26 protein-coding genes are annotated in these 25,484 nt (G+C 40.9%); 12 read left to right on the forward strand and 14 right to left on the reverse strand.

What is annotated here, in order from left to right:
- Position 1: 1 nt before the first annotated feature.
- From F947_RS05375 to F947_RS05405, 7 genes are all read left to right on the forward strand, one after another.
- Positions 2-541, forward strand: coding sequence for a KdsC family phosphatase (locus F947_RS05375; RefSeq protein ID WP_004973069.1), 540 nt, complete (start codon positions 2-4; stop codon positions 539-541).
- A 40-nt stretch (positions 542-581) separates the two neighbouring features.
- The gene (gene lptC / locus F947_RS05380) at positions 582-1,124 is read left to right on the forward strand and encodes an LPS export ABC transporter periplasmic protein LptC (protein WP_004973071.1); all 543 of its coding nucleotides are present in this window, start codon (positions 582-584) and stop codon (positions 1,122-1,124) included.
- Positions 1,114-1,680, forward strand: a complete 567-nt coding sequence (lptA, locus tag F947_RS05385) for a lipopolysaccharide transport periplasmic protein LptA (protein WP_004973072.1) — start codon at positions 1,114-1,116, stop codon at positions 1,678-1,680. Before lptC ends, lptA begins: the two co-directional genes overlap by 11 nt.
- Positions 1,680-2,447: an LPS export ABC transporter ATP-binding protein gene (gene lptB, locus F947_RS05390; RefSeq protein ID WP_004973074.1), complete on the forward strand. Its 768-nt coding sequence runs from the start codon at positions 1,680-1,682 to the stop codon at positions 2,445-2,447. The genes lptA and lptB overlap by 1 nt, the downstream gene beginning before the upstream one ends.
- A gap of 222 nt (positions 2,448-2,669) precedes the next feature.
- Positions 2,670-3,269: an IMPACT family protein gene (locus F947_RS05395; protein WP_004973076.1), complete on the forward strand. Its 600-nt coding sequence runs from the start codon at positions 2,670-2,672 to the stop codon at positions 3,267-3,269.
- On the forward strand, positions 3,262-3,888 hold the full coding sequence (locus F947_RS05400) for an acyltransferase (protein ID WP_004973079.1): 627 nt from the start codon (positions 3,262-3,264) through the stop codon (positions 3,886-3,888). Before F947_RS05395 ends, F947_RS05400 begins: the two co-directional genes overlap by 8 nt.
- A 126-nt stretch (positions 3,889-4,014) precedes the next feature.
- Entirely contained in the window at positions 4,015-4,857 is an 843-nt protein-coding gene (locus tag F947_RS05405; protein WP_004973082.1) for a universal stress protein, read from the forward strand.
- A 180-nt stretch (positions 4,858-5,037) separates the two neighbouring features.
- On the opposite strand, the gene F947_RS05410 is transcribed toward F947_RS05405, so the two are convergent.
- From F947_RS05410 to F947_RS05445, 8 genes are all read right to left on the reverse strand, one after another.
- On the reverse strand, positions 5,038-5,703 hold the full coding sequence (locus F947_RS05410) for an O-methyltransferase (RefSeq protein WP_004973089.1): 666 nt from the start codon (positions 5,701-5,703) through the stop codon (positions 5,038-5,040).
- Positions 5,704-5,854: 151 nt separating this feature from the next.
- A complete protein-coding gene (locus F947_RS05415; RefSeq protein ID WP_004973092.1) occupies positions 5,855-6,574 on the reverse strand; it encodes a D-Ala-D-Ala carboxypeptidase family metallohydrolase in 720 nt (239 codons plus the stop codon).
- Positions 6,575-6,716: 142 nt separating this feature from the next.
- Positions 6,717-7,040, reverse strand: a complete 324-nt coding sequence (gene fdxA / locus F947_RS05420; protein ID WP_004973093.1) for a ferredoxin FdxA — start codon at positions 7,038-7,040, stop codon at positions 6,717-6,719.
- Positions 7,041-7,253: 213 nt separating this feature from the next.
- The gene (gene mutS, locus F947_RS05425) at positions 7,254-9,893 is read right to left on the reverse strand and encodes a DNA mismatch repair protein MutS (protein ID WP_004973095.1); all 2,640 of its coding nucleotides are present in this window, start codon (positions 9,891-9,893) and stop codon (positions 7,254-7,256) included.
- A gap of 550 nt (positions 9,894-10,443) precedes the next feature.
- Positions 10,444-11,703 (reverse strand): OmpP1/FadL family transporter, encoded by a 1,260-nt coding sequence (locus F947_RS05430; RefSeq protein ID WP_026438485.1) that lies wholly within the window; start codon positions 11,701-11,703, stop codon positions 10,444-10,446.
- A gap of 235 nt (positions 11,704-11,938) precedes the next feature.
- Positions 11,939-12,196 carry a helix-turn-helix domain-containing protein gene (locus F947_RS05435; RefSeq protein ID WP_004973099.1) on the reverse strand — a complete coding sequence of 86 codons (258 nt, stop codon included), beginning with the start codon at positions 12,194-12,196 and terminating at the stop codon, positions 11,939-11,941.
- Positions 12,197-12,341: 145 nt separating this feature from the next.
- Positions 12,342-12,836: a hypothetical protein gene (locus tag F947_RS05440; RefSeq protein ID WP_004973105.1), complete on the reverse strand. Its 495-nt coding sequence runs from the start codon at positions 12,834-12,836 to the stop codon at positions 12,342-12,344.
- Positions 12,837-13,000: 164 nt separating this feature from the next.
- Complete coding sequence (locus F947_RS05445; RefSeq protein ID WP_004973106.1) at positions 13,001-13,408, reverse strand: rhodanese-like domain-containing protein; 408 nt, start codon at positions 13,406-13,408, stop codon at positions 13,001-13,003.
- A 186-nt stretch (positions 13,409-13,594) separates the two neighbouring features.
- Here F947_RS05445 and F947_RS14605 point away from each other — a divergent pair, with 186 nt between their 5' ends.
- Entirely contained in the window at positions 13,595-13,738 is a 144-nt protein-coding gene (locus F947_RS14605) for a rhodanese-like domain-containing protein (protein ID WP_004973107.1), read from the forward strand.
- Positions 13,739-13,770: 32 nt separating this feature from the next.
- On the opposite strand, the gene F947_RS05455 is transcribed toward F947_RS14605, so the two are convergent.
- On the reverse strand, positions 13,771-14,976 hold the full coding sequence (locus tag F947_RS05455; RefSeq protein ID WP_004973108.1) for an IS256 family transposase: 1,206 nt from the start codon (positions 14,974-14,976) through the stop codon (positions 13,771-13,773).
- A gap of 66 nt (positions 14,977-15,042) precedes the next feature.
- Between F947_RS05455 and F947_RS05460 the strand changes: the two genes are divergently transcribed.
- The 4 genes from F947_RS05460 to F947_RS05470 all read left to right on the forward strand — a co-directional run bounded on the left by F947_RS05460 (position 15,043) and on the right by F947_RS05470 (position 16,896).
- Positions 15,043-15,258 carry a rhodanese-like domain-containing protein gene (locus tag F947_RS05460; protein WP_004973109.1) on the forward strand — a complete coding sequence of 72 codons (216 nt, stop codon included), beginning with the start codon at positions 15,043-15,045 and terminating at the stop codon, positions 15,256-15,258.
- A 161-nt stretch (positions 15,259-15,419) separates the two neighbouring features.
- Positions 15,420-15,599, forward strand: coding sequence for a hypothetical protein (locus F947_RS05465; protein WP_004973110.1), 180 nt, complete (start codon positions 15,420-15,422; stop codon positions 15,597-15,599).
- 254 nt (positions 15,600-15,853) lie between these two features.
- Positions 15,854-16,129, forward strand: coding sequence for an iron-containing alcohol dehydrogenase (locus tag F947_RS14915; RefSeq protein ID WP_004973114.1), 276 nt, complete (start codon positions 15,854-15,856; stop codon positions 16,127-16,129).
- On the forward strand, positions 16,090-16,896 hold the full coding sequence (locus F947_RS05470; RefSeq protein ID WP_004973115.1) for a maleylacetate reductase: 807 nt from the start codon (positions 16,090-16,092) through the stop codon (positions 16,894-16,896). The genes F947_RS14915 and F947_RS05470 overlap by 40 nt, the downstream gene beginning before the upstream one ends.
- A 74-nt stretch (positions 16,897-16,970) precedes the next feature.
- Here F947_RS05470 and F947_RS05475 read toward each other — a convergent pair whose 3' ends face one another.
- From F947_RS05475 to dnaE, 5 genes are all read right to left on the reverse strand, one after another.
- Complete coding sequence (locus F947_RS05475) at positions 16,971-18,965, reverse strand: esterase/lipase family protein (RefSeq protein WP_004973116.1); 1,995 nt, start codon at positions 18,963-18,965, stop codon at positions 16,971-16,973.
- A gap of 128 nt (positions 18,966-19,093) precedes the next feature.
- On the reverse strand, positions 19,094-19,996 hold the full coding sequence (locus F947_RS05480) for an ABUW_2363 family tetratricopeptide repeat lipoprotein (RefSeq protein WP_004973117.1): 903 nt from the start codon (positions 19,994-19,996) through the stop codon (positions 19,094-19,096).
- A gap of 174 nt (positions 19,997-20,170) precedes the next feature.
- Entirely contained in the window at positions 20,171-20,968 is a 798-nt protein-coding gene (gene cysE / locus F947_RS05485; RefSeq protein WP_004973118.1) for a serine O-acetyltransferase, read from the reverse strand.
- A complete protein-coding gene (locus tag F947_RS05490; protein ID WP_004973119.1) occupies positions 20,961-21,809 on the reverse strand; it encodes an RNA methyltransferase in 849 nt (282 codons plus the stop codon). The genes cysE and F947_RS05490 overlap by 8 nt, the downstream gene beginning before the upstream one ends.
- A 28-nt stretch (positions 21,810-21,837) precedes the next feature.
- Positions 21,838-25,401: a DNA polymerase III subunit alpha gene (gene dnaE, locus F947_RS05495; protein WP_004973121.1), complete on the reverse strand. Its 3,564-nt coding sequence runs from the start codon at positions 25,399-25,401 to the stop codon at positions 21,838-21,840.
- Positions 25,402-25,484 lie beyond the last annotated feature (83 nt).

Below are 25,484 nucleotides of genomic sequence, written 5' to 3' on the forward strand. Positions count from 1 at the left end.
AATGGCATCTTATATTTTATTAGAGCAAGCGCGTCATATTGAAGCTTTGGTTTTAGATGTCGATGGAATTCTAAGTGATGGTTTTGTCACCTTAACCAACAGCGGTGATGAAATTAAATCATTCGATATTCGTGATGGTTTAGGTATGAAACTGGTGCAACAAGCAGGTGTTAAAGTCATTATCATCACGGGTCGTAAAAGTAATATTGTCGAAAAACGCATGTCCGATTTAGGTGTAGATTTGGTCTACCAAGGACGTGAAGATAAAGGCACTGCATTGCAGGAAGCCTGTGCCAAGTTAGGTTTATCACCTGCAGATTGTCTCTATATGGGCGATGACTGGCCTGATCTTTCAGCGTTTTCGATTGCAGGGATGAAAGTCACAGTGCCAAATGGACATATTGAAGTGCGTCGTCGTGCCGATTTAGTCACACAGGCCATGGGTGGGCGCGGTGCGGTACGTGAAATCTGCGATATGATTTTAACCGCCAAAGGTGTGTACCAAAGCTTACTTGAAAAATATCTCAGCATCCCTCATTAATTAAGTCATACATTCAAAGGTTTGAGTTACAGCCCCACTTATGGATACTAAAGTTTTATACGTTACTGCGATTGCAATTGCAGCTGTAAGTGGTGGTTATTACTATTACAGCGGTAAAGGCAAAAAACTGGAAACTGACGCTGCTCGCTCTATGACTTATAGTGCCGAGCAAATTCATCTGACCCAAACAGATGAGCAGGGCAATTTATATGTGCGTGCGCAAATTGACCGTTTAGAGCAAGACATGCAGCAAAAAACCTCTAAGCTGGAAAATTTGAATGCCTCTATGTATAAAGCGGGCGCGGTGGATGCCACTTTTTTTGCTAAACAGGCACAAGGTTTTAATGACAATGAAAAGGTTGTGTTGTCAGATCAAGTGCTAGCAACCAAGTTACTCGCTCAAGGCAAACTGACGCTTGAAACAGTCGAGTTGAATGTGTTTCCTAAAACACGTGAAATCAGTACCGAAAAACAAGTGACTGTACAATCTCCACAGGCTGATTTTATCAGTCAGGGCTTAAAAGCCAATTTAAATGACGGGCAATACGAATTTTTTAATATTCGAGGAAAGTATGAACCATAAATCTAAGCTTACAGCTCCTAAAGCGTTGATAAAACAAGCAGCACTTGTGGGCTTGGCGGTGCTTTCATCGGCAGGTGCATGGGCAATTCCGTCAGACCGCAGTCAGCCTATTACTTTATTGGCAGACCGTGCGACCTTTAGTGAACGTACTGGCGTCACCACTTATACAGGCAATGTGGTGATTGAACAGGGCACCATGAAACTGCAGGCAGATTCGATTGTTGCTAATCTGAACAGCAAAAAAGAAATTAGTGTCATTACGGCAACGGGCAGACCTGCGCAATTCCAGCAAAAGACTGATCCAGCCAAAGGGCTTGCCAAAGGTCAGGCGCAAAAGATTGTTTACAATGCTGAAACAGGCATTATCACCTTAACGGGTGGCGCACTTTTAGAGCAAGATGGAGCCAGTATTCGTGGTAATACCTTGCGTTATAGTATGAACAAAGGCGATGTTGAAGCGATTGGTACACCGAACAAAACTGGTTCTGAAGCGGGTCGTGTAAAAATTGTGATTCCACCATCAAGTTCAAAATCATTCCCGGGAGCGCGTGATTAATGGATCAAACGAGCGCAGCACAGGACAGCGTCCAGCACGGTCAGCAGACTTTGTGTATTAAGCATTTAGCCAAAAACTATAATAAGCGCTGGGTGGTTAAAGACGTTTCATTTGAAATGAAAAGTGGTGAAATTGTCGGGTTACTTGGGCCGAACGGTGCGGGTAAAACCACCAGTTTCTACATGGTTGTGGGTTTGGTGCGTATGGATAAAGGCGAAATCCATTTAGATCAACTGGATTTATCTGACCTTGCCATGCATGAACGTGCGCGTAAGGGGATTGGTTATTTACCGCAAGAAGCCTCTATTTTCAGAAAGCTGACCATCGCTGAAAATATTATGGCTATTTTAGAAACCCGCAAAGATTTAAATAAACAGCAACGTCAGCAGCGTTTATCAGAATTGCTGGCAGATTTTAAAATCACGCATATTAAAGATTCATTAGGGATGAGTGTGTCGGGTGGCGAACGCCGTCGTGCAGAAATTGCCCGTGCTTTGGCAGCAGACCCTAAATTTATGTTGTTAGATGAGCCTTTTGCAGGGGTCGATCCTATTTCTGTCGGTGATATTAAAGATATCATTCGTACCTTAAAAGATCGTGACATTGGCGTATTAATTACCGACCATAACGTCCGTGATACTTTAGCCATTTGTGAACGTGCTTATATTGTTAGCGAAGGTTCAGTCATTGCAGAGGGTACACCGCAAGAAATTCTGGAAAATGAAATTGTGCGTGAAGTTTATTTGGGTGAAGACTTTTTTGTTTAAAGCTTGAATGTTCTAACCGTTATTGGTTTTCGTATGCTTACTGCATAAGTTGTAGAACAGAAAGTCGTGTAAACATTATTTAACCTTCTATACCTTTGAGGATAGAAGGTTTTTTCATGGTGGTTATCAGTCCAAATAAGCTATAACTCTAAATACGTTAGAGCGCTAAACACGTTATAATTATCAAGTTTTTATTTAACTGGTTGATTGATCTGGAGTGTTATGCCATTTACCATTGCTGCGCCCATCACTTTTGAAGAAGAAATTAAAAAAAGTCGATTTCAGACAATTGCTGTGCCTGTAGATAATGAGCAAGCGGTAAAAACTTTTTTGGAACAGCAGCGTGATTCATCTACCACACATCAATGTTGGGCATGGAAAATCGGGCATCAATTACGTTTTAATGATGATGGCGAACCTTCAGGTACGGCAGGACGTCCTATTTTAGCCACGATTGAAGGCAATGAGTTGACTAATGTTTTGGTGTTGGTGAATCGTTGGTACGGCGGCATTAAATTGGGCACAGGCGGCTTGGTACGTGCCTATGGGGGATGTGCAGGGCAATGTTTGGCTCTAGCAGAAAAAATAGAACTGATTGAAAAAAAGACCGTGCAATTTTCCTGTCATTTTAATGAGTGGGCAATTTTACAATACGAGCTAAATAGTCAGCAGATTGAGTACAGCGAAGACTACACCGCCGAAGGCGTGTTGGTAAAGGCATTCATGCAAGTCGATCAAATAGACCCTTTAAAACTAAAATTACAAGATATTAGCCGTGGGCGTGAACAACTCAAAATCCTTGAGGATGATCAAGATGACTGAAGCAAATTCACCTGATCCATTATCGAAGTACCGTGAGCAGCATAAACACCGTTTAAACTACATGCCGTGGTTATATTGGTCATTAAAACCTAAACATCGTGCTTGGGCAGAAGCTTGGCAGCAGGAATATCAAGCTTATTTAATGGCAATGGAAACGGTAGAGATTGGCAAAAACTGTTTTATTTCACCATTGGCACATATTTTTGCAGAACCAGGACGTAAAATCAGTATTGGCGATAATACCTTTATTGCAGCCGATTGTACTTTGCATGGCCCTTTAGAAATTGGCAATGAAGTCGCGATTAATCACCACTGTATTTTAGATGGTGGCAGAGTTGGAATTAAGCTTCATGATCAGGTGCGTATCGCAGCATATTGTCATTTATATGCATTTGATCATGGCATGGCTTTGGATCAGCCCATTTATCAGCAAGCGGTGCGTTCACAGGGCATTGAAGTTGGTAAGGATGTTTGGTTAGGTGCGCATGTTGGTGTTAAAGATGGGGTGAAGATTGCGGCACATGCAGTCGTTGGTATGAATAGCATGGTCACCAAAGATGTTCAGGAGCGGGAAATTGTGGTAGGAAACCCTGCCAAATTGATTCGTTATCGTGAGTAAATACGATGCAGCAAGGCTAAATCTTTAAACTTCATTACATTTTTTCATGTCCCTGCAACACGAGTTGTGTTAAGTTAAAAATAACAACTAAAAAATAGCCTGCAAAAGGCAGTAAGAGAGGCAATAATGAAACGTGTAATTGCTTGTATTGATTCTTCGCCTTGTATTAATGCGCTTGCTGAAGCTGCTGCGTGGATTGCAACACAAACTCAACGTGAATTGGTGTTATTACAAGTTTTGGATTATTACCCCGCCAGTTATCATTTGGGGGAAATTAGTGGCGTGATTGGTTTTGAAAGTAATGCCATGTTACTCAAAGAATTAGCCGAATTAGAACAAAAACAAAGTGAATTAGCACTCGATTATAGCAACAATTTATTGCAGCACATTTCCAGTATGATTCAGGAAAAGTTCGGCATTGTACCTACCCACATTCAAGAAAAAGGCGACTTTTTAGAACAAAGTTTTAGTGTGCTGAACGAAGAAGATATTGTGGTGATTGGACGCGTGGGCGAAAAATCTGCTGAACGCAATAAGGCTTTAGGGAGTAATGTCGAAAACTTTATTCGTGGTGCAAATTGTACCGTGATGACTGTGGGAGAGCATTTTAAAGCACCAACCCGCTTTATTTTTGCTTATGAATATTCCCCAACTTGCATCAAAATGATGAAGCGAATTGCACAAAGTGATTTGCTTAAATTACTGCAATGTCATTTGCTTTATGTGGGCGATCATCCTGAAGTTTTAAATGAACCTGCAGATTTTTTAACAGCAGCGGGTTTAGATGTGGTGGTTGAATATCGTTATGGTGATGTAGCTGAAAATATTTTAGATTATCAACGTGAACATGGTATCCAGTTGATTGTACTAGGGGCATTTAGCCACAGTAAAATTCATCAATTTTTCTTGGGAAGCATTACCACCAATATTTTCCGTAACTCAACTGTTCCTTTGTTGGTGGCAAAGTAAAAATCGTAAATGATTCAAAAAAGATCATTTCAAAAGATTGTTTAGTTGAACTGATGTAAATGCTTGCTGACTGTCCATGGTTATCCGCATAATTTGTGGATAACTGTATGGACAGTATATGTAACATTATAATATATAATGTAAAATTGCTTTAGGTTGTTTTTTAACCTTGTGTGGACTTTACTTTACAATCGCTAAAGCAAAGCCATCATGTCCTTTGCTGCCTACAGTTTGTAATGCTGTGCACGATAAAATTCGCGAATGATTTTGCATGGCTTTGAACATGTCACGAATCCCTTCAATGCTTGGTTTGTGATTGTCAGGATTTAAAATTTCCCCTGCACGAATTACATTGTCTAAAAAGATAATTGTACCTGAGCGTGAAAGTTTAAGACTCAGTTCCAAATATTCAGGATAGCTTTGTTTGTCGGCATCAATAAAAATAAAATCAAAAGCTTCAGTATCTTCTGGCAGAGCTTTTAGAATTTCTGCAGCACGACCAACTTTTAATTCAACCTTTTGTTTTAATTGAGCGCGGTCAATATTTTCCTGTCCCAAAGCTGCATGGGTATCACGTCCTTCAATCGTGAGTATATAACCATCTTCAGGCAGCGCACGTGCTAGCCACATTGTGCTATAAGCTGCGAATGTGCCCAATTCCAACACACGTTTGCATTGATTCATTTGAATGAGCATTTGTAGCAACATGCCCTGATTTGCCGCAACTGCAAGGTGATCTGGAAAACCTTTGGCATCGGTATTTTCTAAAGTTTGCGTCAAAATTGGGTCTTCGGGAATTAAATGTGATTCGATATAGTGATCGATATCCGTCCACATTTGTTGCATAGCGTGCTCACCTTTGTTGCGATGTGTGCATTGTAAACTTTTCTGCTCAGAGTGCAATTTATTCGCGGAATGGAGCAGGTGATAATCTATTTCGCAATAAAAAAAGAGGTCAATTTGACCTCTTTAGGATTTAATTCTAAACAACACTGAATTAGAAATTACACATAGATGAATGGCGGCTTAAATCTGGCCCCCAAGTTCGATAACCTTGTGTATCAATATGAATTTGTCCTGAAGCGTATAAGCCTAAGCCCATGTTTAAACTTTGACCATATTGCTGCCAGAACTGACACAGTCTGTATTTGGTACTTTCAATATAGGCATAGTCTTCGGCATTCGGGAATTGTGGCCCAATTCTAAAATCAATGGCTGAGTTAAATAAGTGACGCGATGAGTTCGCACCACCTGCACATTGATTCAGTGGTAAATCTCGATAGACAGAAGTGACTTCAAAATCAGTTAAGACTTTAGAGGCGACCAAATATTTAAATACACGCAAGGTAGGCACCTGATTTTGCCACAATTCACGACTTGGAATCATAAATTGCGAACGTCCACAGCGTTGCCAGTCACGTGCGGTACGCATTAATTCAAAACTTGGAATAATATTGCCAACACCGTTGTGTTCCAAGAAGCGTTCATATTCACGAACTTGGCGTAAATTGTCACTCACTGCCACCCATGCATTATACGAATAAGGCACAATTTTAGGTGCTACCTGACGCTCATAGGTGATTTTTTCTTGAGGAATGAAAATTCGTTTTCCATCGGGCGTGGTGATCGTTGTTGTTCTGTTTGGGGTTGAACTACAGGCAACCAAGATAACGGGAACAATGCTGAACGAAAACAGCGCCTTGAAAAATTTCTTCATTAGGCAAATCAGATATTTATTTAAAGTGTCCGTATTCTAATCGAAAATGCTGGTTAAAATTTGAAAATATTGCAATCAAATGTGTGTTTTAGGTATAAAAAAAGATCAGCACAGGGCTGATCTTTTTCACAACAAGACGAACTTACTTTTCTAAGTATTGTAATTTGTCTGGTTTGCCATTCCATTCTTCGCGGTCAGCAGGTTGATCGCCAATTTGTGTAATGTTTGGCCAAGTCTGTGAAAGTTCGGCATTTAGCTCAATAAACACTTCCTGACCTTCTGGTAATTCATCTTCAGAGAAAATAGCGTTGGCAGGACACTCTGGTTCACATAATGCACAGTCGATACATTCGTCTGGATTAATGACAAGGAAGTTCGGACCTTCGTAGAAGCAGTCTACAGGACAAACTTCAACGCAGTCTTGATATTTACATTTAATACAGTTTTCAGTGACAACAAATGTCATGGCGACAGCTACCTAAAAATATGGTTCTAATTCAGAATAGTCTATTTTAGGCAAAAATCACTACAACTAACAATCGCTTTTACTGATATTTGATATAGACAGTGCTGCTAAATTTGATAAAAGGGGGATAAAACCATCAAAAAAACTTATAAATGACAAAGACTCTCAATTGAGAGTCTTTGTTTAGCTCAAATATTTTAGAAATAACAGCGGCTAAGCGTTCAATTGTTCCTTTAAAGCATACAATTGTTCCAGCGCTTGTCGTGGCGTTAAATTATCGACATCTATACTACGTAATAAATCTAAAGCAGGTGATGGTTTTTCTACCTCTATTACACGTTCAATCACTTCTGGTTCAGCTGAGCTTGTTGCTGGTGCAAATAGGTCATCTTGAACGGCTAAATTGACATTTTTGTGCTGCTGTTTTTCTAAAATTCTTAAACGGTTTTGCGCTTCTTTAATCACATTGGCTGGAATGCCTGCCAATTTTGCCACTTGCAAACCGTGACTTTGGCTTGCAGGACCTTGTTGAACTTTGTGCAAGAGAATCAGGTTGCCATTCATTTCTTTGGCGGTTACGTGGTAGTTATCCACCCCAGATTCTTTGCTTAATTCGGTCAATTCAAAATAATGCGTTGCAAATAGGCATAAACATTTGATGCGTTTGCTTAAATCCAACACACATGCCCATGCCAAAGATAAGCCATCGTAGGTACTGGTTCCGCGACCAACTTCATCCATCAGCACCAAAGACTGTGAGGTTGCATGGTGTAAAATTTGTGAAGTCTCAGTCATTTCGACCATAAAGGTCGATTTACCTGTCGATAAATCATCGGCAGAACCAATACGGGTAAACACGCGATCAATAGGACCTAATACGGCTGTTTGGGCAGGCACATAACTACCACAATAGCCAAGTAGGGCAATGAGTGCGGTTTGACGCATATACGTTGATTTACCGCCCATATTCGGGCCAGTAATAATTGCCAAACGATGATTGTAGTCGAGTAAAGTATCATTCGGTGTAAAGGCGGTTTTACTCAAGGCCTCAACAACAGGATGACGTCCTGCAGTAATTTTAATTCCAATTTCAGGGCTATATTCAGGGCGTGCCCAATTGCGTAAACGTGCTTGATGGGCAAAGTTTGCCAATAGATCAATTTGTGCAATCGCGCTGCTCATCATTTGTAATTGAGCAATGTCTTGGCGTAATTCATCCAATAGCATTTCAAATAGCATCTTTTCACGGGCTAAAGCACGGGACTCGCTAGACAGGACTTTATCTTCAAAACTTTTTAGCTCTGGGGTGATGTAGCGTTCTGCATTTTTTAAAGTTTGACGACGGATATAGTGTTCAGGTGCTTGCTCGGCTTGGGCGCGAGTGAGTTCAATGTAGTAACCACTGACACGGTTGTAGCCAATTTTTAACGTTGGGATACCGCTTTCTTGGCGCTCTTTGACTTCTAAATCAATCAGGAATTGCCCCGCATGATCACGGATTTTGCGTAGTTCATCGAGTTCACTGTCAAAACCCTCTGCAATGACATTGCCATCACGCAATAGTACAGGTGGGTTTTCTACAATTGCCTGCATCAGCCGTTGATGCAGTCCATGAAAATCGCCCAGTTCTTCATTCAGGTTTTGAATGAGTGCGGATTGTTGTGCAGAAACAATGGGCTGTAAGGCATGACGCAAATAGGGAATTTGCGCACAGGCCTGACGTAGTTGTACCAAATCACGTGGGCGTGCGCTACCGAGTGCGACACGACTCAGCACACGTTCAATATCACTAATTTCTTTCAGTACCAAACGCACAGGCGACTCATGGTAACCTTGTATTAAGGCTTGAATTGCATCCAGTCTTGCATCTAACAATGCCGTGTCACGCAAAGGTTGCATCAAGGTACGACTCAGTAAACGGCTACCCATGGCAGTTTGGCAATCGTTAATCAGTTGGAATAAAGAAGTGCCGTGTTCAAATAATGGTTCAACCAATTCCAAATTACGTCGGGTCACAGGATCAAGCGCAATAAAATCGCTGCTTTGTTCTAATTGAATACTGCGAATATGTGGTAAAGCCGTTTTTTGGGTTTCTTTGGCGTAGTGTATTAACGCTGCCGCTGCTACTTTGGCTAAGGGCAAATGATCAATACCAAAACCTGAAAGTGACGATACAGCAAATTGATCACAAAGCGTTTTTTGTGCATTGTTTAGGTTGAAATCGACATTTGGGCGTTTGGTCACAGGGCAGTCAAGCTGCTTTTTAACCTGTTCAATAATATTCGGATCGACAATATCTTCATCGACCACAATTTCGCTTGGCATTAAACGAGAAAGTTCAATCGCGAGTTGTTCAGGCAAATAATCCATTTGCTGAACTTTAAAAATCCCTGCACTTAAATCCAGCAATGCGATACCAATTTGGTTTTGCTGTAAGCATAAAGAGACCAAGTTGGAAGATTGATGACTGTTGAGCAAGGCATCATCGGTGAGCGTGCCTGGGGTGATAATCCGTACTACTCCACGCTCTACAGGACCTTTGCCTGTCACCTCGCCAATTTGCTCACAAATTACCACGGTTTCGCCTTTTTTGACCAAGCGAGCGAGATAACCTTCAGCAGCATGATATGGCACGCCCGCCATTGGAATAGGTTTGCCACTAGTTTTACCACGGTGGGTGAGAGTAATGCCTAAAAGTTTGGCAGCTTTGTGTGCATCATCAAAAAATAATTCGTAGAAATCGCCCATGCGATAGAACATTAAAGAATGTGGATGTTCCATCTTCACCCGTAAGTATTGCTGCATCATTGGAGTGTGTGAAGATAGATCAGCCATGATTTCTGTCATGTTCATGCAGTTGAAGTCCTTTAATTTGAAGCGTAATTTAAGTGTAAGTATGTGACTAGCTTATTTTACGCCATCTTAGTCAAATTAGTGAACCTGCATGTCATTGTTGCTCGCTCTCTAACGAGTCGAACATCGAGCGGTTTAAGCTTTTAAATGGATAATATTCAATTGATCGGGTGTGTTAGTGAGCACACAGCCATAAAAAATATCGCCCATAAAATCTAAACCCACAGTTTCAAAAATGATATCGCATAGCTCAAAGAGCTTAGCTGTTGAAAATGTATGATTTGCGAAGTTAAAAGTGAAAATTATTGTGTCATTTGGCTGAATTTTACTGAGTTTTTCGTGTAATTCATCGTTATAAAAAGCATCGAAATTTGATTGTTTTCTATGGATTCATTTAGAAAGTAGTGCATGTTGTAACATTATACTTTGCATGGTCTTATTTCTAGCTAAAAGCCGTACTTTGGAAAAACTTCATCACAATCAAAGTAAAAAAAGCCATCATCTTTTCAGATCATGGCAAGCTATTATTCAAACTCAAGCTATGTAGAATTTAAAAATTCAAACTATATGACACGCCCAAAATATTTTGGCTCATGCTTAAATTGGCTTCGCCACCACCAAAATCAGCGGGGATAGAGTTGTTACCTTGCACTGTTTCTTTGAGTGCGTGTGTATAAGCCACACTTACATTTTGTTGATCATCGAGTTGCCAAGTTGCACCAACACTTAAATGCTCTTGTACCACACCTGGTGCCAAAATATTTAGGAAGGTTTGATCATTTTTAACAGGCTGATCGTTATAGCTATAACCCGCACGTAAAGTCAGTTTTTCTGAGGCTTGATAAGTCGCTGAAATTTTATAGACATTGATGTCATCCCATCCAAAACCAGGACCTTGTGTTGTGCCAAATTTATTGTTTGCGAATAATTGATCCAGTTTATTGCCAACAGAATCTACATCTGAATAATTAATGCGTAAGTAATCTGTCGCGACTGATAAAGCAGGGGTAAGTTGATAATTTAAACCTACACCATAGCTTTCAGGTACGTCAAAATCACCTTGTTTGGCAAATAAACCTTCATATTTCTTAAAGCGGCTGGCATTAATTTTAGATGAATAGCTTGCACCAAGGGTCAGTTTATCATTTGGTTTTGCCGACCAGCCAATACGTGCACCTACGCCGTATGAATCGTCATTGCCACGATCGCTAATTGCCGCACCGTTTGACGAAGCACCACCAAAGACATCACCAGCAAAACCTTGTGCACTAAAACGTTGATATAAAATATTTGCAGCCAAGGCTATAGATTGATTTTCTGCATATTTCCAAGATAAAGCAGGTGAAATAAAGGCTTGGGTTAATGAAATACCTGCGCTTCCTGTATTATCATAAACTGCATAAGGATTATTTTTATAATTGGTATTCATGCCACCATTGCCATAAACCGCAATACCCGCAGTGACTTGTTCATTCACTGGGTGAACATAACCTACATCTGGAATTACAAAGTATTTACGGCTATTGCCATCATACTGACCATTTGCTCCATAACCATTTCCTGTAATTTCAGACTCACGATCTGGAGAGAAAATAGTTAAACCTGCATCAACACGCTTATCTAACCAGCTCAAACCCGCTGGGTTGCTTGCAATAGTCAGACTGTCCTGAAAATTGGCAATGGCTGTGCCTGCGTTTCCTTGAGATTTCACACTATATGCATGCATGAAATATCCTGTTGTTGCAAAAGCAGATGTTGAAAACAAAGGTGCGATAACAGCAATTGAGATAAAAGAAGATAGATATTTCATGAGAATATAGATCGAGTAAAAACAATATATGCGGCAGTATATTGAAAAGTTGTATTCTTGTATTTGAATATAAATTCATATCTTTATTCTATTTTTGAATATATAGCTATGAAACAGCAAGGGTATTCATTCTATATGTATATCAAAATGATGCTTCAACTCTTTTGACCAAAGAAGCTCCCTTGGGAGCTTCTTTATTGTTTTTCATTGCTTTAATTCATCATCATAAAGTGCTTTATGCCAAGTTTTCTAACACAAATTGTGGCGATTTAATAAATAATCGAATCAATGCTTGAGCAGAACTCGACGGTTGACGGACACCACGTTCCCAACTTTCTAAAGTTCGGGCAGAGATACACAATTTTGCCGCAAGTTCAGTTTGTGAAATATTCATTTTTTGCCGAACTTTAATGATCTGTTGTGCTAAATCCAAACAAGCCGTTTGCTCTACAGTATGATTCACATGATTATGACTGTGTTGAAGCAGATGCATAGTTATCTCCTCCTTAGGGTCGAATAAACAAGTCAATGAGTTATTAAAATAAGTATTGTCCTACAGCTGCATAAATTTGATACTGCAAAATTTACACTTTAGAGTGAAGCAAAGATGGCAACACTGTAAGAAATGATAAGAAAATTCAAGAGTCAAAACGAGGCGGAGCACGACCTTGTGGTAGAATAAAAAGCGGCTCAGTTTGAAATAGTGTTGGTGTAAACGATGTTTTAAAAGACAAAATCCGAATTTGTGTTCGGATTAACACGTATCTAAGCTTGGTATCTAGTAAGGGAAGTGCAAAGCTATAGACTAAACAATATTCACATTCATGGTTTTCATGTGCATCTTGTTTGGATGATTCATGCGCATGTTGAGCTGAATGCCGTGTGTCAACTTTGTCTGTATGCGGTGAATGAGCCGTATGACTTAGATGAGATTCAGACGTAGATGTGCTGGCTGTGCGTTGTAGAAGATTTGCAGACAGCTGATTTGCAGAGCTTGGCTGATCAAAAAATAATGCTTGGGCAACAGTTTTACAGACAGAGGAAAAATGTTGTTTCTCTGGCAATAAAGGCTGTAGGAATACAGCGACTTGTAACAAGATTGCTGTTAATCCGAGCAATCTTCCCCACATCATCAACACTGCATACGTCTTTTATTGAATTTTCATGTAACACTATAACAAAAAATTTAACTGTTTAATGATAAAGCTTTGTTTATCACATGAACTGTGTAGTAAAAATACTGCTTTACTCAAGTGGTTTTGGGCTAAAGCAATGGATCGTTTCGTAATTTAGTCAATTAAGCTGTAATTGAGATTGTGGGTAAACCAGCTTCAATCCAAGCCTGCATGCCGCCTTGTACAGAAAATATTTTTTCAAAGCCCATACGCTGCAAAGATTGAGTTGCCAAAGCTGAGCGTGCACCTGTACCACAGATCAAATAAATATCTTTTTCAGCTAAATCGGCAAGTGCGCGTTCAACTTCACAGTAATGATTGACAACAGGGTGTTGTGCAATTTTCATTTCGAGCATGCCACGCGGAAAGTTCACAGCACGATCAATTGCACAGGCTTGATGTTCTTCTGGTTCACGTACATCAATCAAAATAATATCAGGATGTTTGCTATACACCTCATAGACATCTTGAACACTCATTTCGGTAATTTGGCTTTTCGCTTCGGTAATCAGTTGATCTGGTGTTTTCATGAAATCACTCACATTTTTTTGATCCTATATAATATAAACAAATATATTAATTAAGTTTTGATTATTGTTAGCAAATGTGTCTATATGATTTCTCTTTGGAAATAGCCACAGCTAGATAAAATTAGACATGCTATGGTTTAAATCATTTGTTGGAATTTTCAAGTTTTATTTGCTTTGGAGTGTGCAATGTTTAATTTGATGATGTATCTGCCGTGGGGTAAAGTGCCTGAAATAAACGCACAGGATTTGTTACAACAACAGCAAGATGTGCAAATTGTAGATGTACGTACCCGAAAAGAATTTTGTGACAGCCATATTCAAGGTGCGTGAGGGCGTTCAAAATTCTGTGTCAGTAAATTTGACTAGATTTTAATTATATCATCTAATCGACCTTCAAAGTAAATGGATAATTGAGTAATCGTTTGTCCCCATTCCTGAATAGGCATTGTCCATTTTTCTGATGCCTGTTGAATACCAATATACAGTAATTTCATCAGACTATCCTCATTGGGGAAAGCTCCTTTGGTTTTGGTTAGTTTGCGGAATTGACGATGTACGGCTTCAACGGCATTGGTGGTGTAAATCGGCTTCCTAATCGCTTTAGGGTATTTGAAATAGGCGGATAGTAGATGCCATTTGGTACGCCATGACTGAATGACCACACCATATTTTTCGCCCCATTTTTCTTCTAGCTCATCCAGTGCTACTTCTGCCGCCCCTTTGGTATCAGCACGGTAAATTGGCTTTAAATCAGCCATAAATGCCTTCTGATCTTTACTGGCAACATAGCGTAAAGAATTACGAATTTGATGAACGATACACAGTTGTATTTCTGTTTGAGGGTAAATCGCTGCTATGGCTTCGGGGAAACCTTTTAGTCCATCTACACAGGCAATCAGAATATCCTGAACACCACGATTTTGTAGGTCTGTCAGTACACTAAGCCAATGGTTCGCCCCTTCGCTTTCCGACAAATGCAAGCCGAGTAGTTCCTTCTTACCTTCAACATTTAAAGCTAAAATGGTATAGATCGCTTTGCTCACATAAACACCTTTATCCTTCACTTTGTAATGTATGGCATCTAACCAAACAAAGGGATAAATTGTATCGAGTGGGCGTTGTTTCCATGCTTGTAACTGAGGGAGGAGCTTATCTGTAATATTGGTGATAGCACCATCTGAAATCTCCAATCCATACATATCAGCAACATGCTTTTGAATATCACGATAGCTCATACCAAGTGCATAGAGTGATATGATTTTATTGTCAATTTCTTCTGATAATTTGGTCTGGTTCTTTTTAACTAACTGTGGCTCAAATTCACCATTTCGATCTCTAGGGGTTTCAAGCTCAAATGAACCTGATGTAGATTTTACTGTCTTGCGAGTATAGCCATTGCGGCGATTACCTTGTTTCGGATTCGCTTCAATGTAATTCTCGATTTCTGCTTCAAGAGCAGCTTCGGTCAGCTGTTTAATTAAAGGGGTGAGTATGCCATTTTCTCCAGTCAGTGCTTGTCCTGACTGGAGTTGTTTTAAGGCTGTTTCAAAATCAAATGTAGTTGCCATAATGCATCATTCCTGTTTTTAACAGTTTAAGGAAATGACACAGTTTTTTGAACACTACCAGGTGCGTTGCATTTGCCTTTGAGTCAAATGAATGAATCTAATGTCAAAGCATTATCTTTAGCTCCTACAAAGCCTGTAGTGACTATTTGTCTATCTGCACATCGCAGTATTCCTGCAACCAGAAGATTGGCTAAAATGGGTTATCAGGCATCGCAGTTGCAAGGTGGCATGAAAGCATGGTGGAAACAACAAATGCCATGCGTGTCCTCTCAGGTCAAATAAACAAGTGCATTGAGACTATACTTCAATATGCGCAATGTTGACATTTCTAATGCAGCTGATTGTATAGCTTTGTTAATCTTTGCTTAAAAAATAATATCTTATTTAATTATAAGGTATATACTAGATTTAACACTTTTGTTCGATTGTTCAGGGGACGTAAAATGCCTGCAAGATTTTTTGGAATTTTTCTGGGTTTAATTGCAGCGGTATTAATCATTGGTGGATTATTCATCAATATGATCAGTGGTGAAGCTACCGTCGTGGAATACTGGATTTTATTGTTGCTTCCATGTTTTGGTATTCCAATTTTGTCTGCAGTGTGCCTAAAAGAAATAGACTAAGCACAAAAGTATAAGTTTTCTTTACATTAAAATTGATAGATGATTCATCGCATTTAATTTTAATGATCCAAAAGCCCATGCGATCATGGGTTTTTGTGTTTACAGCAAAACAGTTGGTCTTGAGTTTTATTTGAATATTTGCAAAGCAGCGTTGCAGAATTGGGCTGTTCAGCAGCCTAGTCATAGTTAAATGCTATTAAAATCTAACGACAATATTTAAGTTTAATAACATGTAAGCATTCCATTATCAGGTATTGCCAATCAATGTTCATTTTGGCGTAGGTCATCTGCAAAAAATTCAAGAGATTTTACGACCTTATACCTATAGGCGTATTTTAACTATTGCCACTGCAGGGCAAAAAGCCGCAGGCGAGCGTTTATTGGCACTAATCCAAGACATGGCTGTAGCGGTTTATCCTCATGCCGTGATGCATGTGCCAAAAGAAGTTGCCGATCAAGCCATTCAAGATGTGCAGCGTTTAAAGGTCGATTGCTGTTTGGCACTCGGCGGTGCTCTGCGATTGGTCTAGCCAAAGCAATTGCTTTAGAAACCCATTTACCGATTATTGCAATTCCGACCACTTATGCAGGTAGTGAAATGACTGCGGTGTATGGCATCACCGAAAACCAGCTGAAAACCACAGGCAAAGCAGCTCAAGTTTTGCCTAAAGTTGTGATTTATGATCCTGAATTGACACTCAACTTACCCACTGAAATTTCGGCATGTTCGGGCATGAATGCGATGGCACATGCAGTTGAGGCATTATATGCACAGGATAAAAATCCCATTGTAAGTTTAATGGCGCTAGAGGCGATTACTCAACTGGCACAGGCTTTACCTGAAATTGTGCAAGCGCCTCATAATATGCAGGCACGTGAACACGCTTTATATGGTGCATGGTTGGCTGGTGTGTGTTTGGGTTCGGTGGGGATGGCAATTCATCATAAAATTTGCCATAGCTTAGGTGGACGTTATCAGTTGCCACATGCGCAAACCCACGCCATTGTGTTGGCGTATTCAGTGTATTACAACCGACATGCAGATATTGCTGCAATGAATCAACTGGCAGCAGCTTTAAATGTGTCAGATCGGGAACAGTTGGGCTTGGCGATTTATCAGCTTAACCAAAGATTGAATATTCCAATGGCACTTAAAGATTTAGGATTACCCGAAACAGCACCTGCCCAAGTGGCACGTATTATCTGCGATAGTCCATATTATAATCCACGCGAATATGACTATGCCGAATTAGAGGCCTTATTGACCAAAGCTTATTGGGGACAAGCACCAATCTAATACTGCTGAGAAATAGCATGATAGATAAAAAACCGAAGCCACTTAGACTTCGGTTTTTTATTTGCCGTGACGGATTACGGTTTATACAAGCCTAAATCTTGCAAATGTAATCTAAGAATACGTCGCAGTTCCAATACAGCTTCTGGCGTTTCCTGAATGGAATGTCCGCCTTTAATAATTTTTTCTGAAACAGCGCCATCTAAGTGGGCACTGTTGTAATGCACCACATCGTCATTCATTAACAGATGCTCAGTGCTGTCGGTATTATTGCCAATAATACTGTGATATTTAAATCCTTTGACAGGCAAAATATCTTCAGTTAATTCCGTAAATTTGGAATTTTTACTTAAATCACTCGGTCCATTTTGAATGACGCCATGCCCAATTTCTTTGGTTAGATTTTTTAAATCGACTTCATGTTGCTGCAAGGTATCCGCAAACGCGCTTAAAAATGCAGTCGGTAAGCGAATGACTTTACGTGCTGCAAGGGTGAACCAGCGGTCTGCAAACTCTGTACCTTTATGCGGTGCAGCCAAGAATATTGCACGGTTAAAATTGGTGATGGGTTTAAGGCGCAAACGTGCTTGCAACAAAGGATCAGATTTAAAGCGTTCCAGACGTCGGTTTTTAAGCATTTGCATGGCAGGTTGAGTTAAATCAGTATCGCTGACCAACAAACGTGCCAAAATACCACCCATGCTGTGTCCAATTACTACAGCATCTTTTTTGGCTGCAGCAGAAGGACTGACCTGTTTAAAGCCTTGTTGAAGCAAGGCATAAATTTGGAAACGGCTTTCTAAAATTGGCATATTGGTCGAGTAAAACACTTGCCAGACTTGAAAGTTTTCCCGCAATACAGGATCGCCCATAATATCGTTGGTTAAGCGAATCCACGCTTCGGGGCTACTGGCCAAACCATGAATGAGGACAATGACTTTTTTATTCGGATTATACGGCTCAAGTAAGTACAAATGCGGCATACTGAGTCGTTCTTCACGATCAATTAAGGATAAATAAGCCGATTTACCTAAATTATTTTGCGCTAACCACAAGCCATAAGGTGCAGAAAAGTTAGCTGCAAGCGGGTAGTTCTTTTGTGCAATTTGGGCAGATTCATATTTATACGGATCATAAGCCTTGAGCTTAAAATGCGGCCGATTCAAAATATCTTCAATGGAATTGGCGCTATGTGGTTCTGCAGTGATTGTCGCGGCTAAATAGCGAGCTTGGTGAATATTTGGATTTTTTCCTGCAGGATAATCATATTTTAGCGGATCAATAATATATTTGCTTTTGCTCAGATCATCGTTTGGATTTTCAGGCAATACCACCAGAAATTCAGACCCAAAACCATCACGGCGCGTGACCGAGCGCAAACCCGAAAAGTTCAGGTTATAGGTTGACATCAACTGCTGAATTTTTTGTTGTTTCAGCTGCGGGTAGTACTCAAAATCAATGTCATAAATGCTGTTGCCAACACGAATTTGTTGTTGCAATTCATCGTGTTTATAGCGCAGCGCATAGCTGCTGACCAATTTGGCAATCGCCTGATTATAAAAGTCCCGAATTTGGACTTGTCTGTTGTCAAAAAGACGGTCTTGCGGCGCACGTTTGGTTTTAAACATATAGGCATAACTATAACGAATACTTTGATCGAGCATGTGCAATTGCTGATCTAAACATTGTTCATAATTGGCCTGATGAATTTTTTGTTGTTCTTCCGATCTTTTACTGTTCAGAATACTGATTTTACAGGACGATGAATTTTCCAGTTCAATCGCTTTCGCTAAATATAATTCACTGGCGGTTGAGAGCAGTTGTTCATCCTGAATTTGTGGGATTTGCTTGAGTGCACTCACACATTCTTCAGGTTTTTCGGCACAAATATTGGCTTCACGTCCTGTCATCGACAAGACATTTAAACTGGCTTCACTCAGTTTTTTGCGCGATAAAATACTATCACGTTCATTGGCAATACTAACTTTTAATGCCTGATTTTTAACACTGACCACCTGACAACCAGACAGCAGTGTTGTACTGAGCAATGCAGCAATCACAATTTTATTCATGGAAAGTCTGGCTTAATTTTTAAGATTTTTTTCCATCATACGTTTTTTTAAAGCTTTTTCAATTGCGTAGAAAGCAAAATAGACCGTCGAAACGGTCTATTTTTAGGTATTTTTGTATCGATTTTTTATTAAGTGCGTGGTGCGATCACTTGCCACACATTCCAGCGACCTTGCTTTTCAATTTCAGCAATCAAACGGTCAGCCACTTCGGCTTCTTGCGGGTATTTGATTTTATAGTTTTTCAAAGTTTGTACTGCATTTTTCTTTTGTTCCATGGCAATATAATTGTTTGCCGCAGACAAATAAGCTTCCTGCACACCTGCTTTCATGGCTTTGTCTAAATAAGGAATGGCTTCACGATGACCGCCACCTTCAGACAGACCGAAACCAAACCAGAAATTCGCTTCGGCATCTTCCTGATTAATTTTTAAGATACGCTGCGCATAGTTAAGTGAGCGTGTGGTGTAAACAGAGCCTAAGTCTAGGTTACGTGCCATAACACTGGCTTTAAATGCACGCATCAAAATATCAAAAGAGGCATTTTCATTGGCTGCCAAAGTGTCTAATTGTTGAGTCACTTCTTTGAGCTTTGCCTCGAAACCACGACGTTCCTGACGTTCGCTAAAACGTGGTGGATAGTGACGTGCTTTGCCTTCGACCAATTGTAAGAAGTCATCAATTTCGGTGATGTCAATTTCGTTTTCACCTGCCAAAACTGCAAACTTCAAGCTACGGGCATTGTTATTGACCGTAGGTACAATCAATTTGTTTTGATCTAAGGTAATGCTTTTGCTTGGATCATTTGGGTTAGTAACCACCATTTTAGTCACAGGCTGTGCTGCTGCTTTTTGTAGGTTAATTTCAAATGGTGGTGGGGCATCATAATTAAATGGATTTAAGGCATAGAATGGTGCACTTAATTCAGGTTCGGTAAATACGATAGGTGGTTTTACTTCTTGTTTTGGTGGTGCAACACAGGCGCTAACGAGCGTTGCGGCTAGAATACTGAGTGCCAAAGGCTTAAGGGTCATGGTGTTCTTCCGTTCAATTTATTTTAAAAGTGAGAGGTGATTGTGTCGGATTAAAATATTGCATGTCGGTCAGTCTAAGAAATCTGTTCCGAACATGCAATACAATTGAGGGGGCTTAGTTACACAGTGATACGAAGTTTTTTTAAGTATGTAGGATTGATCAAATAAACAGCCCTATTTACTTTGTGCTTCACACTCACGTCTAACATCTTCAATTATTTTTAATTCTTCTGCACTATAAGGTTGTTCATTTTGCTGTGGGTTTTTAAAGCTTGGGTCAAGTAAAGAGAGACGCTGACATAATAAATTCATACGTTTTTCATTTTGTTCCAAGCGATCTAGTAATACTCGCATGCCGTCCAATACTGGGTCAGATTGGTCCTGCGTTGCTGCATAAGGTTGGAAACCAATACTGGCAGCATAATCACGACGACGTGCTTCCTGATCATCGGCAGGTTTATTTTTCATAATAAAGCGCGCAGGGTTACCCACAGCAGTTGCGCCTTCAGGTACTTCTTTGGTCACAACCGCATTAGAGCCAACTTTGGCATTTTTATGTACGGTGAATGGGCCTAGAATTTTCGCGCCTGCACCGACTACTACGCCATCTTCCAAAGTTGGATGACGTTTGCCTTTATTCCACGTTGTGCCGCCTAAAGTCACGCCATGATATAAGGTGACATCATCACCAATTTCAGCAGTTTCACCAATCACCACGCCCATGCCATGGTCAATAAAAAAGCGACGACCAATTTTTGCACCGGGATGAATTTCAATTCCTGTAGCAAAACGGCTAAATGACGAGAGTAGACGTGCCGACCCCTTGCAGTCTTTGTTCCATAATTCATGCGCCACACGATGCATAATTAAAGCGTGAATTCCTGGATAAGTGGTTAAGACTTCAAGTGTATTTCGAGCAGCAGGATCGCGCGCGAAGACAGCTTGAATGTCTTCTTTGAGCTGTTTAAGCATTAGTTTGATCCTCGTCCTGTGTTGATGTAGATTTTTTCCATGAACCGTTATTCATTGCTTGTACGCGGCTAAAAATACCGCGAAGTAAATGGTATTCCATACGATCTAATTGTATACGTCCGAAAAGCCGACGCAAGCGCAAAGGCAATAATCGTGGATTTTTTGGATCCATAAATTCAATTTCTGCCAGCATTTTTTCTAAATGTGGATAGAACTGTTGCATTTGTTCATGGTTGACCAAAGGTTCATCCCATTGCATCGCTTCAGAATCTGTCACTTGCATCGTCGCTGCAGGATCGGCAATTTTTCCGACAATATCGATGGCAGCCATACGCATTTCATAGCAAATCACTTGAATGGCTTGAGCAACATTGAGCACACCATATTCTTCATTGACAGGAATCGTCACGTGATAATTCGCCAAAGCCAGCTCTTCATTGGTTAAACCACGATCTTCACGTCCAAAAATAATGGCAACATTTTGCCCATGCTGTGCCACAGCATTTAACGACTTTTCTGCCGCAGGGCGTGCATCTAAGAGTGGCCAAGGAATAGTACGACTACGTGCACTGGTGCCAAAGACCAAATGGCAGTCGGCAATTGCATCTTCGAGCTGTTCAACCACTTCAATCTGTTCAATTAAATCGGTTGCACCTGCCGCCAAAGCATCAATATCTGGATGCGGATAGGTTTTTGGATCAACCAAAACCAATTTACATAGCCCCATGGTTTTCATGGCGCGTAAGGCACTACCGATGTTGGCAGGCAGGGTGGTATTCACCATGACAATACGCACGTGGGAGAGGTGTGCGGCAACAGCTGCATTGTCGGTTTGACTCATAACAAATCCAGATGGGTTAAATTTTTAATTAAGAATATTGATCAACTTCGGTATGGTATAAATCCATAGCATCATCCATGCTCATATCAGCAGGTGGTGGAGCAATCGATGCAGGTTTCGCCACATCGACAGCTTTCGCGGCTTTGGATTTCACTTGATATTCGATATGCAGGCTTTCTTTACCAAAATAGTCACGCAATTTGACCAAGGCTTCATCTAAGGGTGCGATTTTCCACTGAATGCCCAAATGTAATTCTGCAGTGGCATAAGCATAGTCAAGGTGCAATAAAACAGGAATATGCGTGCATAAATCCACATTACAATAAGGCAGCAACATATTTTGTAAGTCTTGACTCAAGGTCTTGCTTAAATGTTCTGCATGCAAGTGAATTTGAATACTATTGGCGCGTTTTTGACGAATTTCATTCAAGCTAAACGCTTTGGTTAAGCGTCCCATTGGGCGGTCAAAACCTTCACGTTCGTAAATTTCGCCTTCAATCACCACCACTTTTTCAGTTTGTACAATATCTTTAAAGCGTTGGAAGCGCTCATGGTTGGCAGATACTTCAATACGTGCCGTACCATCATCTAAAGTGACCACCATCCGATTTGGGAAGTTGGCGACATCCACCACCAAGCCTGCAAAGACGGTGGTCACGCCACGACGGGTTGGCGTCAGTTCATTAATTTTACTTGGAATAAAGGCTTTTAATTCATTGCGATAGACATCAATCGGGTGACCAGTGAGGTAAAGTCCAAGTGTGTCTTTTTCACCTTTAAGTCGGACTTCATCTGACCATGGTTTTACAGGTTTGGCAGGCTTACGTTGTACTTCTTCAACTTCACCAAATAAATCCATGATGCCTGTTTCACGGTTGGAACGTGCTTGTTCCGCCGCTTGTACCGCTTCTGGCAATTGTGCCATTAAACTTGAGCGTTCGATGCCTAAACAGTCTAATGCACCCGCACGAATTAAGGCTTCAAGGGTTCGTTTGTTGATTTTTTTCAAATCAATACGATGACAGAAGTCAAATAAATCGCGGTATGGACCTTCTTTTTGGCGAGAATCAATCACCGATTGCATGGCTTGTTCGCCCACGCCTTTAATTGCGCCAAGTCCGTAGACAATGGTGCGTTCATCGCTGGCGTGGAAATGATACAAAGACATATTTACCGAAGGTGGTAAAACTTCCAGACCATTGTGGCGACAGTCATCAATCAGAAACACCACGTTATCGGTGTTTTGCATTTCCGACGACATTACCGCAGCCAAGAATTCGGCAGGGTAATGTGCTTTCAGCCATGCCGTCTGATAGGCAACGAGGGCATAAGCAGCCGCGTGGGATTTGTTAAAACCGTAGCCTGCGAACTTTTCCATATAGTCGAAAATATGGTTGGCTGTGGCGGCATCAATGTCTTTTTTCGCAGCACCTTCAATAAAGATTTGGCGCTGTTTCACCATTTCTTCAGGTTTTTTCTTACCCATAGCACGACGTAGTAAGTCCGCACCACCGAGGGTATAGCCTGCACAATACTGTGCCGCCTGCATTACCTGTTCCTGATAAACCATAATGCCGTAGGTTGGCTCAAGCACACCTTCTAGCAATGGATGCAGATATTCAAACTCGCCACCGTGCATACGGTGAATAAAGTCTGGAATGAGATCCATCGGGCCAGGACGATACAAGGACACGAAAGCAATAATTTCCTCAAATTTGCTTGGGCGTGCTTCTTTCAGCATCTTTTTCATGCCCACGGATTCAAACTGGAATACCGCTGTGGTGTTGGCATTGGCAAAGACTAAATAGGCGTCTTTATCGTCCAATGGAATATGGGCAATATCTAGCGGTGTATCGGCTTGGATGCGTTTATTGATATTTTGTACTGCATCTTCAATAACCGTCAGGTTACGTAAACCCAAGAAGTCAAATTTGACCAAACCTGCCGATTCAACATCGTCTTTATCGTATTGTGCAACACGGGCGGTTCCATCAGCATCGCACATAACCGCAGAAAAGTCGGTGATTTTGGTTGGTGCAATGACCACACCACCTGCGTGTTTGCCTGTGTTGCGGGTAATGCCTTCAAGTTTTAAAGCCATTTCCCAAATTTCTGAAGCATCGTCATAGTCTGGGTTAGATGGATTGGTCACCACATCTTTCAGCTGTGGTTCGGCTTCAATTGATTCTTCCAAACTAAGCCCTAAAGGTTTAGTTGGAATCAGTTTAGAAATACGGTCTGCCAAACCATAAGACTTGCCCAAAACCCGTGCGACATCTCGAATCGCACCTTTGGCGGCCATAGTACCGAAAGTGGCAATTTGTGATACCGCATCACGTCCATAGGTGCGTGCCACATAATCAATGACTTTATCGCGTCCTGCAATACAGAAATCGACGTCAAAGTCGGGCATGGATACACGTTCTGGGTTTAAGAAACGTTCAAAGAGTAGTTCATAACGCAATGGGTCTAAGTCGGTAATTTTTAAGCTATAAGCGACCAATGAGCCTGCGCCTGAACCACGACCCGGCCCAACAGGTACGCCATTATTTTTAGACCATTGAATAAAGTCCATGACGATGAGGAAGTAACCCGGGAAGCCCATCGAGTTAATAATATTAATTTCGTATTCAATTCGTTCATCATAAGGTTTGCGAATTTCTGCCCAGTCTTCATCGCGCTGTGTGACAGGATAGAGCACATTTAGACGTTCTTCTAAACCTTGTTTGGATAGGTGCGCGAAGTAGGTATCAATGGTGTGTCCGTCTGGAATTGGATAATCTGGAAGGAAATATTTACCCAATTGCAGCGTGACGTTACAGCGTTTGGCAATGTGATAGCTGTTTTCAATAGCACTTGGAATGTCGGAAAATAATTCCGTCATTTCTGCAGTAGTTTTAAAATATTGCTCAGGACTATACGTTTTAGGACGACGGTTATCCCCTAAAACATAACCATCGGCAATACAAACTCGCGCTTCGTGCGCTTCATAATCTTCACGGCGGACAAAGTGCACATCATTATGTGCCACCACGCCAATATTATATTTTTTAGCTAATTTAACCGCTTCGGCAATAAAAGCATCTTCATCGGGACGATCTGTACGGGTCAGTGCCAAATAAACCCGATTACCAAATTTTTCGATCCATTCTTCTAGCAACGGTTCGGCTTTTTGTGGATTGGACGTGATCAGCATTTTGCCGACATCACTTTGAATGCCGAGTAACAGAATTAGGTCATCGGCTTGTTCTAAAATCCATGCTTTATTGACGCAAGGGATATTGAGTTGCTGACCTTCAATATAGCCACGCGACACCAATTCGGTCAGATTGCGCCAGCCGTGATTGTTCATCGACAATAAAGTCACACGATGATCGGCATCATTTAAACGCAGCACTGAACCTAAAATCGGTTTGATGCCTTGCCCCAAACATTTGCCATAAAACTTTACGGCAGCGTGCAGGTTAGAGAGATCGGTCAATGCCAAAGCAGGCATTTCTTCATTGACTGCAGCTTTAATCAAGTCAGGTACGCGTACAATCGACTCGGTAATCGAAAATTCTGTATGTATACCTAAATGAACAAAGCGCATGAATCAGTCCCTTAAAAAATCACGGGTTAGTTTAGCATGCTCTGCTCAAGACAAAACATGCTGCAAAGTTTTTCCTACGGTTT

Origin of the sequence: Acinetobacter towneri DSM 14962 = CIP 107472, assembly GCF_000368785.1 — a bacterium.
In the GTDB taxonomy this organism is placed as follows: domain Bacteria; phylum Pseudomonadota; class Gammaproteobacteria; order Pseudomonadales; family Moraxellaceae; genus Acinetobacter; species Acinetobacter towneri.

Excerpts from the sequence above, each read along its gene's own strand:
- F947_RS05445 (WP_004973106.1), bottom strand. The coding sequence starts at position 13,408 with ATGAAAACACCAGATCAACTGATTACCGAAGCGAAAAGCCAAATTACC.
- dnaE (WP_004973121.1), bottom strand. The coding sequence starts at position 25,401 with ATGCGCTTTGTTCATTTAGGTATACATACAGAATTTTCGATTACCGAG.
- F947_RS05415 (WP_004973092.1), bottom strand. The coding sequence starts at position 6,574 with ATGAAGAAATTTTTCAAGGCGCTGTTTTCGTTCAGCATTGTTCCCGTT.
- F947_RS05465 (WP_004973110.1), top strand. The coding sequence starts at position 15,420 with ATGCCTGCAAGATTTTTTGGAATTTTTCTGGGTTTAATTGCAGCGGTA.
- F947_RS05375 (WP_004973069.1), top strand. The coding sequence starts at position 2 with ATGGCATCTTATATTTTATTAGAGCAAGCGCGTCATATTGAAGCTTTG.
- F947_RS05440 (WP_004973105.1), bottom strand. The coding sequence starts at position 12,836 with ATGATGTGGGGAAGATTGCTCGGATTAACAGCAATCTTGTTACAAGTC.
- F947_RS14605 (WP_004973107.1), top strand. The coding sequence starts at position 13,595 with ATGTTTAATTTGATGATGTATCTGCCGTGGGGTAAAGTGCCTGAAATA.
- lptB (WP_004973074.1), top strand. The coding sequence starts at position 1,680 with ATGGATCAAACGAGCGCAGCACAGGACAGCGTCCAGCACGGTCAGCAG.
- F947_RS05430 (WP_026438485.1), bottom strand. The coding sequence starts at position 11,703 with ATGAAATATCTATCTTCTTTTATCTCAATTGCTGTTATCGCACCTTTG.
- fdxA (WP_004973093.1), bottom strand. The coding sequence starts at position 7,040 with ATGACATTTGTTGTCACTGAAAACTGTATTAAATGTAAATATCAAGAC.
- F947_RS05410 (WP_004973089.1), bottom strand. The coding sequence starts at position 5,703 with ATGCAACAAATGTGGACGGATATCGATCACTATATCGAATCACATTTA.
- F947_RS05405 (WP_004973082.1), top strand. The coding sequence starts at position 4,015 with ATGAAACGTGTAATTGCTTGTATTGATTCTTCGCCTTGTATTAATGCG.
- F947_RS05400 (WP_004973079.1), top strand. The coding sequence starts at position 3,262 with ATGACTGAAGCAAATTCACCTGATCCATTATCGAAGTACCGTGAGCAG.
- cysE (WP_004973118.1), bottom strand. The coding sequence starts at position 20,968 with ATGCTTAAACAGCTCAAAGAAGACATTCAAGCTGTCTTCGCGCGCGAT.
- lptA (WP_004973072.1), top strand. The coding sequence starts at position 1,114 with ATGAACCATAAATCTAAGCTTACAGCTCCTAAAGCGTTGATAAAACAA.
- F947_RS05395 (WP_004973076.1), top strand. The coding sequence starts at position 2,670 with ATGCCATTTACCATTGCTGCGCCCATCACTTTTGAAGAAGAAATTAAA.
- F947_RS05480 (WP_004973117.1), bottom strand. The coding sequence starts at position 19,996 with ATGACCCTTAAGCCTTTGGCACTCAGTATTCTAGCCGCAACGCTCGTT.
- F947_RS05455 (WP_004973108.1), bottom strand. The coding sequence starts at position 14,976 with ATGGCAACTACATTTGATTTTGAAACAGCCTTAAAACAACTCCAGTCA.
- F947_RS05490 (WP_004973119.1), bottom strand. The coding sequence starts at position 21,809 with ATGAGTCAAACCGACAATGCAGCTGTTGCCGCACACCTCTCCCACGTG.
- mutS (WP_004973095.1), bottom strand. The coding sequence starts at position 9,893 with ATGAACATGACAGAAATCATGGCTGATCTATCTTCACACACTCCAATG.
- F947_RS05435 (WP_004973099.1), bottom strand. The coding sequence starts at position 12,196 with ATGCATCTGCTTCAACACAGTCATAATCATGTGAATCATACTGTAGAG.
- lptC (WP_004973071.1), top strand. The coding sequence starts at position 582 with ATGGATACTAAAGTTTTATACGTTACTGCGATTGCAATTGCAGCTGTA.
- F947_RS05475 (WP_004973116.1), bottom strand. The coding sequence starts at position 18,965 with ATGAATAAAATTGTGATTGCTGCATTGCTCAGTACAACACTGCTGTCT.